The sequence below is a fragment of the Rhizobacter sp. P5_C2 genome, assembly GCF_054049715.1.
This window is the reverse complement of record NZ_JBFULV010000006.1, coordinates 18,782-32,996: the sequence shown is the minus strand read 5'-3', so window position 1 is coordinate 32,996 and position 14,215 is coordinate 18,782. Positions and strand designations below refer to the sequence as shown.

Sequence of the window (14,215 nt, the reverse complement as noted above, 5' to 3'; positions counted from 1 at the left end):
AGGATGAGCGTCATGTTGAAGGTGTTTCAGTTGCATGTTTCGGTGGCCACCCTGTTCGGGATGATCGCCGACGGTTTGCTGTGCTTCTTCGCCATCGTGCTGGCCGCCTCGTCGGTCCACATCCTGCCGGGGGCGCAGGACGCGCCGGCCGGCCTGACGGTTCCCCACCTGTTCCTGTTCGCCAGCGGCTTCGCGATGGTGATGTCGCTGCTGTACGCCTTCGCCGGCCTGTACCGCCCGACCCCGATCGGCTTCGCCGCGATGCTGCGCCGCACGCTGGCCGCGCTGGTCGTCGGTGCCTACGTGACCTACCTGGTGCTCGACAGCATGGCCAACGGCGGCTATGCGGTGCAGATCATGACCAAGGCCGTGCTGTACCTGCTGGTCGGCCTGGTGCTGGTGCGCGGTGCGATGTTCCTGATGAGCCGCCTGGCCACCATCCCGAAGGTGCTGATCGTCGGCAACGGCGCCGAAGCGCAAAGCGTCGCCAGCGACCTGATGACGATGAAGCGCCTGCGCCGCAACGTCGCCGGCTTCTTCCCGACCGAAGCCGACGCGGCCTCGGGCCTGCAGGTCGCCAGCCTGCGCGGCCACAAGGTGTTCTCGCGCGAGCTGTCGATCGAGGACATCGTGCGCGACCACCACATCGATGAAGTCATCGTCGCGGTGCGCGAACAGCGCGGTGGCGGCGTCCCGATGGACCAGCTGCTCGCCTGCCGCATCCGCGGCGTGCCCATCGTCGACCTGGCCGGCTTCTACGAGCGCGCCAAGTCCGAGGTGCCGATCGACAGCCTGAAGGCCAGCTGGCTGGTCTACGGCCAGGGCTTCGTGCAGGGCCGCCTGCGCATGATCCTGAAGCGCACGTTCGACATCGCGAGCTCGTCGTTCCTGCTGCTGCTCGCCTCGCCGGTGATGCTGCTGGCGGTGCTGGCGATCCGCCTCGAGGGCCGCGGCCCCATCATCTACAAGCAGGAGCGCGTCGGCCTCGGCGGCAAGATCTTCATGTGCATGAAGTTCCGCAGCATGCGCACCGATGCCGAGAAAGACGGTGTCGCGGTCTGGGCCACCAAGAACGATTCGCGCGTGACCCGCGTCGGCGCCTTCATGCGCAAGACCCGCATCGACGAACTGCCGCAGCTGCTGTCGGTGCTGCGCGGCGAGATGAGCATGGTCGGCCCGCGCCCGGAGCGCCCGAGCTTCGTCAAGCAGCTGAAGGAACAGATCCCGTTCTACGACGTGCGCCACAGCATCAAGCCGGGCGTGACCGGCTGGGCCCAGGTGCGCTACAGCTACGGCGCGTCGGTCGACGATGCACGCCGCAAGCACCAATTCGACCTGTACTACGTGAAGAACAACTCGCTGATGCTGGACCTGCTGGTCCTGATCGAGACCGTCAGCGTCGTGCTGTTCCGCGAAGGCGCGCACTGAATTCGCGCCGCACCACCGCAGAGACAAAAGGGAACTCCAGAATGAACGTCAAGAAACTGTTGGGATGGGTCGGTGCAGTCGCAACGGCCGTGCTGCTGTCGGCCTGCGGCAGCTTCAGCGGCCTGCCGCCGGCGCCGAAGGTGGCCGAGACGCCGGACCACCGCTACCTGATCGGTGCGCTCGACAGCATCAACATCGTCGTGTGGCGCAATGCCGACCTGTCGTCCACCGTCACCGTGCRCCCGGACGGCCGCATCTCGACGCCGCTGGTCGAGGACGTGCTCGCCGCCGGCCGCAGCCCGGCCGACCTGGCGCGCGACATCGAGGCCAAGCTCGGCAAGTACATCCGCGACCCGGTCGTCACCGTCGTCGTCAACAACTTCCAGGGCTCGTTCTCGGAGCAGATCCGCATCATCGGCGAGGCCACCCGCCCGCAGTCGGTGCCGTACCGCCAGAACATGACGCTGCTCGACGTGATGATCCAGGCCGGCGGCCTGACCGAGTTCGCCGACGGCAATGCCGCCGTGCTGGTGCGCGGCACCGAGCAGGGCAAGCAGTACAGCGTGCGGCTCAAGGACCTGATCAAGCGTGGCGACATCTCGGCCAACGTCGACGTGAAACCCGGCGACGTGATCATCGTCCCGCAAAGCTGGTTCTGAACCAGGCGGCCACGCCCGATGCCGATCGCTCACCGCGCATCGCATGGGCCCGGCCCCACCACCCCCTGTTGAGACGGTCGGCATCCGCGTGTCGTCGACCCATCCAGAAGCCTCAAGATGAATGAGTTGACCCGTCAGATCTCGATCGTGCTGCGCACGATCTGGCAGCGCCGCTGGCTGGCGATGGCCGTGGCCTGGGCCACCGCCGTCGTGCTGGCCTTGATGGTGTGGGTGATCCCCAACCGCTACGAAGCCACCGCCAAGCTGTTCGTCGACACCCAGTCGGTGCTGAAGCCGCTGATGGCCGGCCTCGCGTTCCAGCCCGACCTCGACCAGCAGGTGCGCATGCTCGCGAAGACGCTGTTGTCGCGCCCGAACATCGAACGCCTGATGGGCGATCCGGGCGTCGGCCTGGGCACGCTGACCGACCTGAAGCGCGAACAGGCGATCGACCGCCTGACCGCCCGCATCAAGGTCGAGCACAGCGGCGGCAACCTGTACCTGATCAGCTACCGCGACGGCGACCCGAACCGCGCGAAGGCCGTCGTCGACGGGCTGGTGAACCTGTTCATCGATTCCGGCAACGACAGCAAGCAGCGCGACTCGCAGGACGCGAGCCGCTTCATCGACGAGCAGATCAAGGCCTACGAGGTCAAGCTGGTCGAGGCCGAGAACCGCGTGAAGGAATTCAAGCTGCGCAACTTCGGCGTCTCCGGCGTGTCGGGCCAGGATTACTTCGCCCGCATGTCGGTGCTGACCGACGAGGTCGGCAAGCTGCGCATGACGCTGGCCGCGGCCGAGCAATCGCGCGATGCCTTGAAGCGCGAGCTGTCGAGCGAAGAACCGAACGTGGCGGTCGACGCCCCGGCGCCGGCGGTGCCGATGGCGATGCAGACCGAGATCGACTCGCGCCTGGATGCGCAGCGCCGCTCGCTGGACGACCTGCTGCGCCGCTACACCGACGCGCACCCCGACGTGATCGCGGCGCGCCGGATGATCGGCCAGCTGGAAACGCAGAAGCGCCAGCAGGAGGCCGACCGCGCGAAGGCGGCGGCCAAGAGCGGCGGCCGCGTCGCGTCGTCGAACCCGGTGTACCAGCGCCTGCGCATCGCGCTGGCCGAGGCCGAGGCCAATGTCGCGTCGCTGCGCAGCCAGCTCGGCGGCCAGCAGGAACGCCTCGGCCAGGTCAAGGCCACCGCCAGCCGCGTGCCGCAGGCCGAGGCCGAACTCGCGCAGCTGAACCGCGACTACGACATCATGCGCAAGCAGTACGACATGCTGGTCTCGCGCCGCGAGGCGGCCTCGCTCGGCCTGAAGATCGACCAGTCGAAGAGCATGGCCGAGTACCGCCTGGTCGAGCCGCCGCGCGTGCCGGCCAAGGCCGCGTTCCCGGACCGCACCGCGTTGGCCGTGGTCGCGATGATCCTCGCGCTGGCGGCCGGTGGCGGTGCAGCGTTCGGCATGGGCAAGCTCTACCCGACCTTCGACACGCAGGAGGCCTTGCAGGCCTTCGCGAAGCGCCCGGTGCTGGGAACCGTGTCGCGCCACCTCTCGATGGCGGCCGAGCGCGCGCAGCGCTTCGACCTCATCCGCCTGAGCGGCGCGATGGTGGTGTTCATGGCCTTGAACGTGACCTGGATCGCGCTCTTGTCCAACGGCATCCAGCCCCACTGAACCTGTCCGCAGCCCGATCATGAGCATCATCGAACAAGCCACCCGCCGCCTCGAGGAACTCCGACGCGCCGGCATCGACGTGCCGAGCTGGGCGCCGACGGCCACCGAGCCCGGCTTCGGCCCGGTCACCGGCGGCACCGCCGGTGCGGCCACGCTGCCGGCGGGCCTCGCGCCCGCGACACCGATGGCACGCGCCGCGGTCGCCGACGACATCGCACTCGCGCCGCGCACCATCGCCCGCCCGACGCGCGCCGACCGTGCCCCCACCAACGCCCGCTCGCGCGAGGTGCAGATCGACCTGCGCCGCCTCGCGGCCGAGGGCTACCTGACGCCGGACGATCCGCGCATGGGCCTCGCCGAGGAGCTGCGTGCCGTCAAGCGGCCGATCATCGAACACGCACAGGCGGCGCGTGAGGCCGGCAAGACCGGTGGCAACCTGATCTTCGTGACCAGCGCGCTGCCGGGCGAGGGCAAGACCTACAACGCGATCAACCTCGCGATGAGCATCGCGATGGAAGTCGACCATTCGGTGCTGCTGGTCGATGCCGACGTGGTGCGCCCGTCGGTGATGGCGCGCCTGGGCGTCGAGGCCGAACTCGGCATGCTGGACGTGCTGACCAAGCCGTCGCTCGACTTGTCCGAGGTGCTGATGCGCACCAACATCCCGAAGCTGTCGCTGCTGCCGGCCGGCCGGCCGACCGACCAGTCGACCGAGCTGCTGGCGAGCGTCGCGATGGAGCGGCTGCTGGCCGACCTGGCCGAGCGCTATGCCGACCGCATCGTGATCTTCGACGGCCCGCCGCTGCTGGCCACCAGCGAATCGCGCGTGCTGGCCGCCCGCATGGGCCAGGTGCTGATGGTGGTGCAGGCGCAGAAAACCGCGCAGAGCTCGGTCGCGCGTGCGTTCGCCGACATCGAGGCTTGCGAGACCGTGTGGTGCGTGCTGAACAAGGCCACCAGCCAGCGTGCATCGTCCGGCTACGAACGCTACCCGCAATACCGCCGGACTTGAACGACGTGCGCACAAGCCGACGGACCCTTCGCCCCACCTGCCTGGCCCGTGCACTGCTGGCCGTGCCCTTGCTGGGATGCGGCTTCGGCGCCTGGGGCCAGTATTCCGGCGCACCGGCGGCGACCCCTGGCACGCCGGCCGCCCCCGGCGCCGGCACCGGCGCGTTCGGCAGCATCTCCGCCCCCTCGGCCGCGGCGGCAGCTTCTGCCCCGGCCGGCCCGCCGCCGGCCACCCACGTCGTGTTCGCCATCGATTCGCGGCTGGTGCACACCGACAACGCGACGCCCGACCTCGGCATCAAGCAGAGCGACACCGTGCTCGAGGTGCAGCCGTCGGTGGTGTTCGAGCGGCGCGGGCCGCGCATCACGCTGAGCGGCAATGCGGCCGTCAGCGGGCTGACCTACCTGAACGACAGCCAGCCGGCGCGCCTGCTGCCGCGCGCCCGCATCGACCTCGCTTCGAAGGTGGTCGAGGACTGGGCCTACTTCGACGCCTGGTACCGGATCGACCCGACCTTCGACGACCCGTACGCGACGCGCCCGGAGGCCGCCACCTCGTACAAGCTGGAGCCGCGCCGCCGCTACCAGCTGAGCCCGTACCTGATGCACCGCTTCAACGAGCTCGATTCGATGCTGGCGCGCGTCGATTACTCGCACGCGCGCATCACCGACTTCCTGACCAAGCAGACGCGCACCACCAAGGCCCTGGACAAGATCGTCTCGTACGAGCGAGCACCGCGCAGCTTCGGCCTGCAGATCGAGGTGAAAGCGCACGACGAGAGCGACGACTTCACGCAGGGCCAGACACTCAGCACGCGCGAGGCGCGCCTGTGGCTGAACTGGCAGCCGCAGCCGCAGCTGGTGCTGGGCATCGTCGGCGGGCGCGAGCAGACCTCGCTGCTGGCCGACACCCCGACCGACACGCTGTACGGCGGGCGCGTGACCTGGCGGCCCGACGAGCGCAGCAACCTGCGCGTGACGGTCGAGCACCGCTACTTCGGCAACGCCTGGGACGCGGTCTACGCGCACAACTCGGCCACCACCACGATCGGGCTGCAGGCGAGCCGCACGGTGTCGAGCCAGGGCATCCCCGACAACAGCGTGCTGCCACCCGGCAGCGCGTCGCCGGTGCCAGTGGGCGGCGGCATCAACCCGGCCGCGCTGTACTCGGTGGTGGCGCAGTTGCGCGAGAGCGTCGGCTTCCAGGCCGCGCTGCAGGGCCGGCGCAACCGCATCTACCTGCAGGTCGGCTACCTGAAGCAGCAGGCGTTGCAGATGACCGGCCAGACCAACATTCCCGACCCGTCGTACGACACCGAGCAGAAATCGGCCTCGCTCGGCTGGGACTACAAGCTCGGGCCGCTGACCACGCTGACCGTGATCGGCGACGGCTCGCGCATCGAAGGCCTCGGCGGCACCAACCTCGGCCGCTACACGACGCAGTATTCGCTGCGCGTCGAGGGCTCGCGCACGCTGTCGCCGCACACCACGGTCACCCTCGGCGCGCGCCGCCTCACCGTCAAATCCAACAGCGCGTCGTTGAACTCCGTCGACCTCGAAGGCGAGAAGGCCCTCTACGCCGGGCTGCGCTACAAATTCTGAATCCGTCATGTACGAGTCCCACTTCGGCCTGAGCGGCCCGCCTTTCCAGCTGAACCCGGACCCGGCGTTCTATTTCGACAGCCGCGGCCACAGCAATGCGCTGGCCTACCTGAAGTTCGGCGTGCACCAGGGCGAGGGCTTCATCATCGTCACCGGCGAGATCGGTGCCGGCAAGACCACGCTGGTGCGCACGCTGCTCGAAGGGCTGGACGCCGAGAAGGTGGTGGCCGCGCAGGTGGTCAGCACCCAGCTCGAATCGGGCGACCTGCTGCGCGCCATCCTGACTGCCTACGGCGTGCCGACCGCCGGCGCGTCGAAGGCGCATTTGATCGCGAGCCTCGAAGGCTTCCTGACCGCGCTGGCCGCGAAGGGCCGGCGTGCGCTGCTGATCGTCGACGAGGCGCAGAACCTGAAGCACGAGGCGGTCGAAGAGCTGCGCATGCTGTCGAACTTCCAGCTCGGCAACCATGCGCTGCTGCAGAGCTTCCTGATCGGCCAGCCCGAGCTGCGCACGCTGCTGCAATCGAAGTCGATGGAGCAGCTGCGCCAGCGCGTGATCGCGTCGTGCCACCTGGGCCCGCTCGACCAGACCGAGACGCGCGCCTACATCGAGCACCGGTTGCACCGCGTCGGCTGGAAGGATTCGCCGTCGTTCAGCGACGACTCGTTCGATGCGATCCACCGCTGGACCGGCGGCGTGCCGCGCCGCATCAACCGGCTGTGCAACCGGCTCTTCCTCGCGGCCTTCCTGTCGGGCAAGGACGCGATCTCGGCCGAGACGGTCGACCAGACCGCCGGCGAGCTGCGCAGCGAGATCGGCGAGCTGGCCGACGTGCCGATGCTGATGTCGAACGCAGGTCATGCGGCGCGGCCTGACGTCACGATCCCGCCGAACCCGATGCTGCCGGTGCTTGATGCGGCGGTGGACATCGGCACCACGGGCGTCGGCTCGAACGCCAGCCTCGGCGTCGTGCAGCGCTCGCGCAGCGGCAGCAAGCTGCAGCGCCCGCTGCTGTGCGTGGTCGACACCCGCACCGATTTCCTGAAGGTCGGCGCGTTGTCGCGCGTGCTCGAGGAGTACGGCGACCTGCCGCCGGTGATGGCGGTGCAGCCGGGCACCGAAGAGGGCCTGGCGATCGGCGCGGCCGGCGCCGCGGTGCTGCCGCTGCCGAAGATGGAGATCCACCTCGGCATCGGCGCGATCGGCGTGGCGCACGGCTCGGCCGCGGCGCTGACGCGCTTCGACGAGGTGCTGGCCGAGTTCATGCCGAGCGCGGTGCTGGCGGTCGGCAAATCGGATGCGGTGCTGATGTGCACGCTGCTCGCCAACAAGCGCGGCGTGCCGGTGCTGCGGCTCGACGCCGGCCAGCGCAACACCGGCGGCAGCGCCAGTGCCGAGATGAACGGCGTGCTGATCGACCGCCTGGCCGATGCGCTGTACACGAACAAGCTGCTGACCTACTACACGCTGTACCGCGAGGGCATCCCGTCGGACCGGGTGCATTGCGTCGGCAGCCTCGCGGCCAACCTGCTGCATTTCGGGCTGCCGCATGCGGTGCCGCCGCTCGAATCGTTCGCGCGCGCCAAGCTCTCGCCGGCGGTGCTGAACGATCCGCGCGGCTTCGGGCTGGTGAGCCTCGCGCTGCAGCCGAAGGCGATGGACGAGCTGCTGCCGATGCTGGCAACGCTGGGCCGCGAGCTGCCGCTGGTGTGGCCGCTGCGCGAGGAGGCGCTGGTCGCGCTGAAATCGACCGGGCAGGAAGCGCGGCTGGCCGATTCCGGCGTCATCGTGATGCCGGCGCAGGGCTACCTCGAAGAGATCGGGCTGCTGCAGCAGGCGCGCTGCCTGATCGCCGGCAGCGAAGGCGAGCTGGTCGAGGAGGCGGTGACGCTCGGGGTGCGCAGCATCACGCTCGGCAACGACCGCAGCGGCACGCCGGTGGCCGATCCGTCGAGCATCGTCGTCGGCCGCAACGTCGAGCAGGCGCTGAAGGCGGTGCGCGAGATTCTGCTGACCGAATCCGCGCGCGTCGACGTGCCTGAATACTGGGATGGCGGCACCGCCAGCCGCATCGCGAAGCACCTGCGCAGCTGGCTGCCGGCGTCGATGCGGGTCTCGTCCACTGCGCGCGCTGCTGAATCCGTCCGCTGAATTTTTCCGATGAACCCATGAGCACCAAGAACCCGATCACCAACGCGCTGACGGTCGACGTCGAAGACTACTTCCAGGTCTCGGCGCTGGCGCCGTTCATCGCGCGCGACCGCTGGGATTCGATCCCGTGCCGCGTCGAGGCGAACGTCGACAGGCTGCTGAAGCGCTTCGACGAGAACGGTGCGAAGGCCACGTTCTTCACGCTGGGCTGGATCGCCGAGCGCTACCCGCAGGTGGTGCGCCGCATCGTCGCCGACGGGCACGAGCTGGCGAGCCACGGCTACGGGCACCAGCGGGCCAGCGAGCTGTCGCGCGAGGCGTTCAGCGACGACGTGACGCGTGCGAAGCGCATCCTCGAAGACATCGCCGGCGTGCCGGTGATCGGTTACCGCGCGCCGAGTTTCTCGATCGGGGCCGACAACCTGTGGGCCTTCGACGTGCTGAAGGAAGCGGGCTACGTCTACAGCTCCAGCGTCTACCCGGTGCAGCACGACCACTACGGCATGCCGGATGCGCCGCGCTTTCCGTACCAGGTGCGCGACGGGCTGACCGAGCTGCCGATCACGACGGTGCGGGCGCTCGGGCGCAACCTGCCGGCGGGTGGTGGTGGGTACTTTCGCTTTGCGCCGTATGGCGTGTCGCGCTGGGCGATCGATCGCTTCAACCGCGACGAGCAGGCGCCGGCGATCTTCTACATGCACCCGTGGGAGATCGACCCGCTGCAGCCGCGCGTGCCCGGCCCGGGGCTGAAGACGCGCTTCCGGCATTACGTGAACCTGCACCGCACCGAGAGCCGGCTGGAACGCCTGCTCGGCGATTTCCGCTGGGGGCGGATGGATCGAGTGTTCGGCATCGAGAATCCCCGTTCGCCCTGAGCGAAACAGGTCCCGGAAGGAACCCGGCCGTCGCAAAGAATCCCGCTCGCCCTGAGCCTGTCGAAGGGTCGGACTGAGCTTGTCGAAGGCCATGCGCGCGTCGGACACAACCCTTCGACAGGCTCAGGGCGAACGGGAATGTGCCGCTTCTTGAGGTTGACACCATGCGCTCCGTCCTGACCGACCTGGTGCACCTGCTGCTGGCGATGCCGCTGTACGTGCTGCTCGGCCTCGCGTGGCTGAGCGTTCGCGCCTGGCGCGCGAAGGCCGGGCGGCTGCACCGCTGGCGACACGGGTTCGCGCTGCTCGGCGTGGCGGTCTACATCATCTCGATCCCTGCCACCGCGAACACGCTGCTCGCGCAGCTGGAGGGCTGGTGGCCGATCCCCACCGACGCGCAACTGAAGGCGCTGCCCGGCGCCGACGGCCCGCGCGTGCTCGTGCTGACCGCCGGCTGGTTCCGCAAGACCGACACCGGCTACACCGTCGTGATGGGCGCGCCGAGCTGGGAGCGCACCGAGAAGGCCGTCGAGCTGCACCAGCGCTTCGGTGGGCAGTTGATGTTCACCGGCGCACCCTTGCCCGACGGCTCCGATTCGGTCGCGCAGCACATGGCCTCGGCCGCGCAGCGGCTGGGCGTGCCGGCGTCGGCGATCGGCGTCGAGACGCGCTCGATCAACACGCACGAGAACCTGCTGTTCAGCGAGCGCCAATTCGGCCTGCGTGCGCAGGGCCGGGTGCTGCTGCTGACCAGCGCGATCCACCTGCCGCGTTCGGTGGCCGCGGCGCGCGGCGTCGGGCTGGACGTGCTGCCGTATCCCTGCGATTTTCGCGCCGACACGGCGCTGAAGTGGCAGCATTTCGTGCCCAGCAACGAGGCGCCCGGTGCGCTCGAGGAGGTGCTGCATGAGTGGCTTGGTCTGGCGATGTATTCGCTTCGCGGCTGGGTGTAGTGGCAACCGCGGCGGCGTGCTGGCCGCTGCGCTGATCGCCGCCGCGGCGACGGTCTCGGCGCAGCCGCGCACCTTCGTCGTCGCACCCGACGGCACCGACCGTGCGGTCGGCACGCTCGAGGCGCCGCTGCGCACGCTGGATGCCGCGGTGCAGCGCGTGAAGCCCGGCGACATCGTCGAGTTGCGCGCCGGAACCTACGACGGCGCGGTCATCCGCAACCCCGGCACCGCCGACGCGTGGATCACGCTGCGCGCGCACGTGAAGGAGCGCGCGGTGATCCAGGGCACGGGGCGCGGGCCGTCGATCTACTTCTACCACCGCACCTGCGACGAAGAGGCGCCGAAGGGCACGGTGTGCCAGCCGATGTACTGGGAAGTGCGCGGGCTCGAGGTGCGCGGCAGCGCCGACGGGCAGGAGGAGGGCTATGCGATCAAGATCGACACGCCGCGCGTGCGCCTGCTCGACAACGACCTGTGCTGTTCGCGGGTCGACGTGGTGAAGCTGGTGCGCACCGCCGACGATGTCGAGATCATCCACAACCGCATCCACCACCCGAACGCGAAGATCGGCGACAACGCGCAGGGCATCGACATCGTCGGCGCCGACCGCACGCGGGTGGCCTTCAACCACGTGCACGACATCCCGTCGATCGGCCTCTATGCAAAGGGCAATTCGCGCAACACGGTGTTCGAGTTCAACCGCGTCGAGCGCACCTGGTCGAACGCGATCATGCTGGGGCAGGAGACCGACGACGACCGCTTGGTTGACGGGCCGTACGAGACCTACGACGGCGTGATCCGCGACAACGTGATCAGCGAGGTGGGCTGGGCCTGCCTGGCGACGTCGTCGTCGTGGCGGCCGCGCATCCACAACAACACCTGCTGGAACACCGGGCTGCTGACGCACGGCTCGGTGCTGGTGTCGAACGAGTCGGAGATCCACCAGGGCGGCACCGACGTGGCGATCACCAACAACCTGATCATCGGCGGCTCGAAGCTGCCGTTCATCCGCATCACGTCGGACGCGATGAGCGATGCGCGCACGCTGGTGATCGACCGCAACGTGTATGCGATGCGCAGCGGCGCGCCGGGGCTGTTCAGCTGGGAGGACAAGCGGGTCGAGCGGGTCGGGCTGGAGCGCTGGCGCGACGCGACCGGGCTGGATCGGCATAGCGTGGTGCTGCCGTCGGCGGAGGGGGTGTTCGTCGACACGAACGCGCTGCAGCCGAAGGCGGGTGGGGTGGCGTGGGATCAGCGGCTGGTGGCGGAGCCGGCGCTGGCAGGGTGTCCACCGAGGCCGGTGGTGGGGGCGAGAGCGGCGTGTCCGGTGGAGGGGGTGGGGCCGCGGCCGTGACATCGCCTGGTGTGTTTCAGGCGGGAGGTGGCACTGTCTTGATCACATGGCCCAGGATCAGTCGATCGTTCAAGACGGTCGTGAAGCTCCAGGCCGACTCGAGCCCGTCGAGAAGGGAGAGTCGTGCCGCGTCCGCTTCATGTTCGATTTCTTCGGCCAGGCGGCCGGAGTCCGGTCCGAAATCCTTGTCGGTGCGGATCGTCTTGCACCAGGACGACAGCGCTGATCTCTCGTTGTCGGCGCGGGTCTGTGAAACGTAGGTTCCTCCGACGAATTCGACAACGATGGTGTACAGGCTGATCTCTCGAGCTTCATCGGGGACCGCGGTCGCAGGCGTTGTCGTCTTCATGGGATGGGTCGCGTAGGTGGGTGGATCGATGCCCGCCTTCACACCCTCTCTACGACCAAGGACGACTGCTCAGACGACGCGGCCGAACGATTACAAGCGAAGCAAGTCGCCATGCCAAGAGGGTTCGCCGCCGATTGCCACTGGAGGTGCATCTGTACGGGCGCCTTGTTCCGAGGCAATCGATATCGTCGCGTTGGGCGGCGCGCTGAGGCACCGCTGTTCCAAGTCACAGGAAGGGCTTGAATCCGCAGTGGCGGCAATAGAGGACCATGGTGGCGCCGCCATCGAAGGTCAGCGTTCCACTGCGCAGCTGATGGATGCTCCAGTGTGCTGAGCTGCCATCCTCGAACGTGATCGTTCCTGTCGCATGACAGGGCGACCAATCCAGCGTGTGATGCGCGTCGTTCGCGTCGGCCTGCTTCGAGCGAGCGAGGAAGCGACGTACCTGCCGTTCGCCCAGTTTGAACGGGGCGCAGTTGACGGCCGGATCGGTCTCTGTCGATGCCTTGACTGCATTCGCTTCCACGGAGACCGACTTGATCCTGGGCAAGTGGATCGGGCACAGAGACGGTTCGAATTCGGATCCCGCGGTGCAGCCGTTGCCACCCGCCTGAACGGCGGCGCTGAACGCGAAAAGAAGTGACGCGATGCCGTGTTTCACCATCGTGCGGTACTGGCTTCGGTAGGGTTCTTGCGAGAGACAGTTGGATGACGGAACACCTCTGAGAGCGGAATGTTCAGCGTGTTCGACAGTTCCTGAATCAACCATGGCAGGACCGCATTCTGCGCTGGCGTGACTGGCTCGTAGGTCTTGAGCGCATCGGGCGTACTTCCTCCGCGTGGCAAGGCTTCGCCGACAAGTTCGATGCCAATGGCATCGGCATTCGACGGATATCGATCGGGAACCGACTTGAGCTGTTCTCTTGCATTCTCTTGCGATGGGTTGAAGCTGTTGTTGAGCCGCTGTTCCGCCGTTGAGCAGCGTGCCTCCAGCATGCACCGGCTCCTCAGCTTGCCCGTGTGCCAGGTTTGCTTGCGCAACGAGGCGGTCTGGTAGATGGTTCCGTCCTTGTCGATCAGGAAGTGGGCGCCGTTTGCGGATTGGCGTTGGTAGCTCTCCAGTGCGGACTGAGCGCTGCCTCCGCCGGTTTGGTGCACGATGAGCCCTCTGATGATCAACATCGGCGCTCGCTCGATGGCAGGGCGTATGGCCCTCACGATGCGACCGTCCACGACCAGGCCCTGGGCATCGATGTTCAGCATGTTTCTCCTCGGTCAGACGAGACGGGCCATGGATGGCACGCGTGGTCGAACCCGCGTCGCTCCGGTTCATGTCGGAGCAAGCGCGGACGCTGTACTTCAGGGGGAAGGCGCGAGGGAGTTGCGCCGTGGAGCGGTGGACGCCGTGTGGCGAGTGCTCGTCTCCGGATGCACCTGATGAGGTGCCATGGAGAGCGGCGATTTGACTGCCAAGCGGAGGCCGCGTCAATACGGGAGTGTCACGTACGATCCTGCGTCGTACTCTCCCGAATCAACGATGAACATCCGCTGGCCCCTGCTCTTGATCGCCGCGGCCTACGCCGGCTTGAGCGTGATCACGTTCGTCGTCTATGCGATCGACAAATCCGCAGCGCGCCGCAAGGGGCCGCGCACACCGGAACGCACGCTGCACCTGCTGTCGCTCGCTGGTGGCTGGCCGGGCGCGCTGCTCGCGCAGCGGTGGCTGCGCCACAAGTCTGCCAAGGCATCGTTCCGCCGCGTGTTCTGGGTCACGGTCGTGGTGAACGTGTTGGGGTTCGTGATGCTGTCGACCAGCTTCCGCTGATCGGCGTGGGTCAGTCGCTCGAAGACGCCGGCTTCGCCGACGACTGCAGCTTCTCGCCGCCCCGCTTCATCACTTCGCCCGTCTTCTCGACACCCTTGCGCACGACCTCGCCGGTCTTCTCTGCGCCCTTCTGAATCGCCGCCCCGGTGACCTCGGCGGCGTGCTTCACCGCACTGCCGGTCTTGGTGGCTGCGGTCGATGCCGCATGACCGACAGCCGAAGCCGCACGGTCGATCTTTGAAGGCTCCTCATCGGCCCGGGCCGCGCCCGCGGCACCGGCCATGGAAGCCGCCAGCAACAAGGTGATGCGCAAGGTGTGCTTCATGCCGCTGC

Annotated in this window: 14 protein-coding genes; 10 read left to right on the top strand and 4 right to left on the bottom strand. The window is 68.1% G+C overall.

Translation table 11 applies throughout. The features are described from left to right. Positions 1-12: 12 nt before the first annotated feature. The 9 genes from ACXJLU_RS03365 to ACXJLU_RS03325 all read left to right on the top strand — a co-directional run bounded on the left by ACXJLU_RS03365 (position 13) and on the right by ACXJLU_RS03325 (position 11,708). Positions 13-1,428 (top strand): TIGR03013 family XrtA/PEP-CTERM system glycosyltransferase, encoded by a 1,416-nt coding sequence (locus ACXJLU_RS03365; RefSeq protein ID WP_457329065.1) that lies wholly within the window; start codon positions 13-15, stop codon positions 1,426-1,428. A 41-nt stretch (positions 1,429-1,469) separates the two neighbouring features. After that, a complete protein-coding gene (locus ACXJLU_RS03360; RefSeq protein WP_457329064.1) occupies positions 1,470-2,087 on the top strand; it encodes an XrtA/PEP-CTERM system exopolysaccharide export protein in 618 nt (205 codons plus the stop codon). A 117-nt stretch (positions 2,088-2,204) separates the two neighbouring features. Continuing rightward, on the top strand, positions 2,205-3,761 hold the full coding sequence (locus ACXJLU_RS03355; protein WP_457329063.1) for an XrtA system polysaccharide chain length determinant: 1,557 nt from the start codon (positions 2,205-2,207) through the stop codon (positions 3,759-3,761). A gap of 19 nt (positions 3,762-3,780) precedes the next feature. Continuing rightward, entirely contained in the window at positions 3,781-4,773 is a 993-nt protein-coding gene (locus tag ACXJLU_RS03350; RefSeq protein WP_457329062.1) for an XrtA-associated tyrosine autokinase, read from the top strand. 62 nt (positions 4,774-4,835) lie between these two features. Further along, positions 4,836-6,374 (top strand): TIGR03016 family PEP-CTERM system-associated outer membrane protein, encoded by a 1,539-nt coding sequence (locus ACXJLU_RS03345; RefSeq protein WP_457329061.1) that lies wholly within the window; start codon positions 4,836-4,838, stop codon positions 6,372-6,374. Positions 6,375-6,381: 7 nt separating this feature from the next. Then, positions 6,382-8,526 (top strand): XrtA/PEP-CTERM system-associated ATPase, encoded by a 2,145-nt coding sequence (locus ACXJLU_RS03340; RefSeq protein ID WP_457329060.1) that lies wholly within the window; start codon positions 6,382-6,384, stop codon positions 8,524-8,526. Positions 8,527-8,543: 17 nt separating this feature from the next. Next, the gene (locus ACXJLU_RS03335) at positions 8,544-9,401 is read left to right on the top strand and encodes an XrtA system polysaccharide deacetylase (RefSeq protein ID WP_457329059.1); all 858 of its coding nucleotides are present in this window, start codon (positions 8,544-8,546) and stop codon (positions 9,399-9,401) included. 164 nt (positions 9,402-9,565) lie between these two features. Continuing rightward, positions 9,566-10,354: a YdcF family protein gene (locus tag ACXJLU_RS03330; RefSeq protein ID WP_457329058.1), complete on the top strand. Its 789-nt coding sequence runs from the start codon at positions 9,566-9,568 to the stop codon at positions 10,352-10,354. After that, the gene (locus tag ACXJLU_RS03325) at positions 10,308-11,708 is read left to right on the top strand and encodes a right-handed parallel beta-helix repeat-containing protein (protein WP_457329057.1); all 1,401 of its coding nucleotides are present in this window, start codon (positions 10,308-10,310) and stop codon (positions 11,706-11,708) included. Before ACXJLU_RS03330 ends, ACXJLU_RS03325 begins: the two co-directional genes overlap by 47 nt. A gap of 16 nt (positions 11,709-11,724) precedes the next feature. Here the strand turns inward: ACXJLU_RS03325 and ACXJLU_RS03320 are convergent, their stop codons facing one another. The 3 genes from ACXJLU_RS03320 to ACXJLU_RS03310 all read right to left on the bottom strand — a co-directional run bounded on the left by ACXJLU_RS03320 (position 11,725) and on the right by ACXJLU_RS03310 (position 13,320). Further along, positions 11,725-12,057 carry a hypothetical protein gene (locus ACXJLU_RS03320; RefSeq protein WP_457329056.1) on the bottom strand — a complete coding sequence of 111 codons (333 nt, stop codon included), beginning with the start codon at positions 12,055-12,057 and terminating at the stop codon, positions 11,725-11,727. Between the two features lie 226 nt (positions 12,058-12,283). Further along, complete coding sequence (locus tag ACXJLU_RS03315; RefSeq protein ID WP_457329055.1) at positions 12,284-12,721, bottom strand: hypothetical protein; 438 nt, start codon at positions 12,719-12,721, stop codon at positions 12,284-12,286. Beyond that, positions 12,715-13,320: a peptidoglycan recognition protein family protein gene (locus ACXJLU_RS03310; protein ID WP_457329054.1), complete on the bottom strand. Its 606-nt coding sequence runs from the start codon at positions 13,318-13,320 to the stop codon at positions 12,715-12,717. The genes ACXJLU_RS03315 and ACXJLU_RS03310 overlap by 7 nt, the downstream gene beginning before the upstream one ends. A 274-nt stretch (positions 13,321-13,594) precedes the next feature. Between ACXJLU_RS03310 and ACXJLU_RS03305 the strand changes: the two genes are divergently transcribed. Then, positions 13,595-13,882, top strand: coding sequence for a DUF1294 domain-containing protein (locus tag ACXJLU_RS03305; protein ID WP_457329053.1), 288 nt, complete (start codon positions 13,595-13,597; stop codon positions 13,880-13,882). Positions 13,883-13,892: 10 nt separating this feature from the next. Here the strand turns inward: ACXJLU_RS03305 and ACXJLU_RS03300 are convergent, their stop codons facing one another. Further along, positions 13,893-14,207 carry a hypothetical protein gene (locus ACXJLU_RS03300; RefSeq protein WP_457329052.1) on the bottom strand — a complete coding sequence of 105 codons (315 nt, stop codon included), beginning with the start codon at positions 14,205-14,207 and terminating at the stop codon, positions 13,893-13,895. Between the last annotated feature and the right edge of the window lie 8 nt (positions 14,208-14,215).

What these genes read in the sequence shown, in the direction of transcription:
- ACXJLU_RS03365 (WP_457329065.1), top strand. Translation starts at nt 13, where the DNA reads ATGTTGAAGGTGTTTCAGTTGCATGTTTCGGTGGCCACCCTGTTCGGG.
- ACXJLU_RS03355 (WP_457329063.1), top strand. Translation starts at nt 2,205, where the DNA reads ATGAATGAGTTGACCCGTCAGATCTCGATCGTGCTGCGCACGATCTGG.
- ACXJLU_RS03350 (WP_457329062.1), top strand. Translation starts at nt 3,781, where the DNA reads ATGAGCATCATCGAACAAGCCACCCGCCGCCTCGAGGAACTCCGACGC.
- ACXJLU_RS03340 (WP_457329060.1), top strand. Translation starts at nt 6,382, where the DNA reads ATGTACGAGTCCCACTTCGGCCTGAGCGGCCCGCCTTTCCAGCTGAAC.
- ACXJLU_RS03335 (WP_457329059.1), top strand. Translation starts at nt 8,544, where the DNA reads ATGAGCACCAAGAACCCGATCACCAACGCGCTGACGGTCGACGTCGAA.
- ACXJLU_RS03330 (WP_457329058.1), top strand. Translation starts at nt 9,566, where the DNA reads ATGCGCTCCGTCCTGACCGACCTGGTGCACCTGCTGCTGGCGATGCCG.
- ACXJLU_RS03325 (WP_457329057.1), top strand. Translation starts at nt 10,308, where the DNA reads ATGAGTGGCTTGGTCTGGCGATGTATTCGCTTCGCGGCTGGGTGTAGT.
- ACXJLU_RS03320 (WP_457329056.1), bottom strand. Translation starts at nt 12,057, where the DNA reads ATGAAGACGACAACGCCTGCGACCGCGGTCCCCGATGAAGCTCGAGAG.
- ACXJLU_RS03315 (WP_457329055.1), bottom strand. Translation starts at nt 12,721, where the DNA reads ATGGTGAAACACGGCATCGCGTCACTTCTTTTCGCGTTCAGCGCCGCC.
- ACXJLU_RS03310 (WP_457329054.1), bottom strand. Translation starts at nt 13,320, where the DNA reads ATGCTGAACATCGATGCCCAGGGCCTGGTCGTGGACGGTCGCATCGTG.
- ACXJLU_RS03305 (WP_457329053.1), top strand. Translation starts at nt 13,595, where the DNA reads ATGAACATCCGCTGGCCCCTGCTCTTGATCGCCGCGGCCTACGCCGGC.
- ACXJLU_RS03300 (WP_457329052.1), bottom strand. Translation starts at nt 14,207, where the DNA reads ATGAAGCACACCTTGCGCATCACCTTGTTGCTGGCGGCTTCCATGGCC.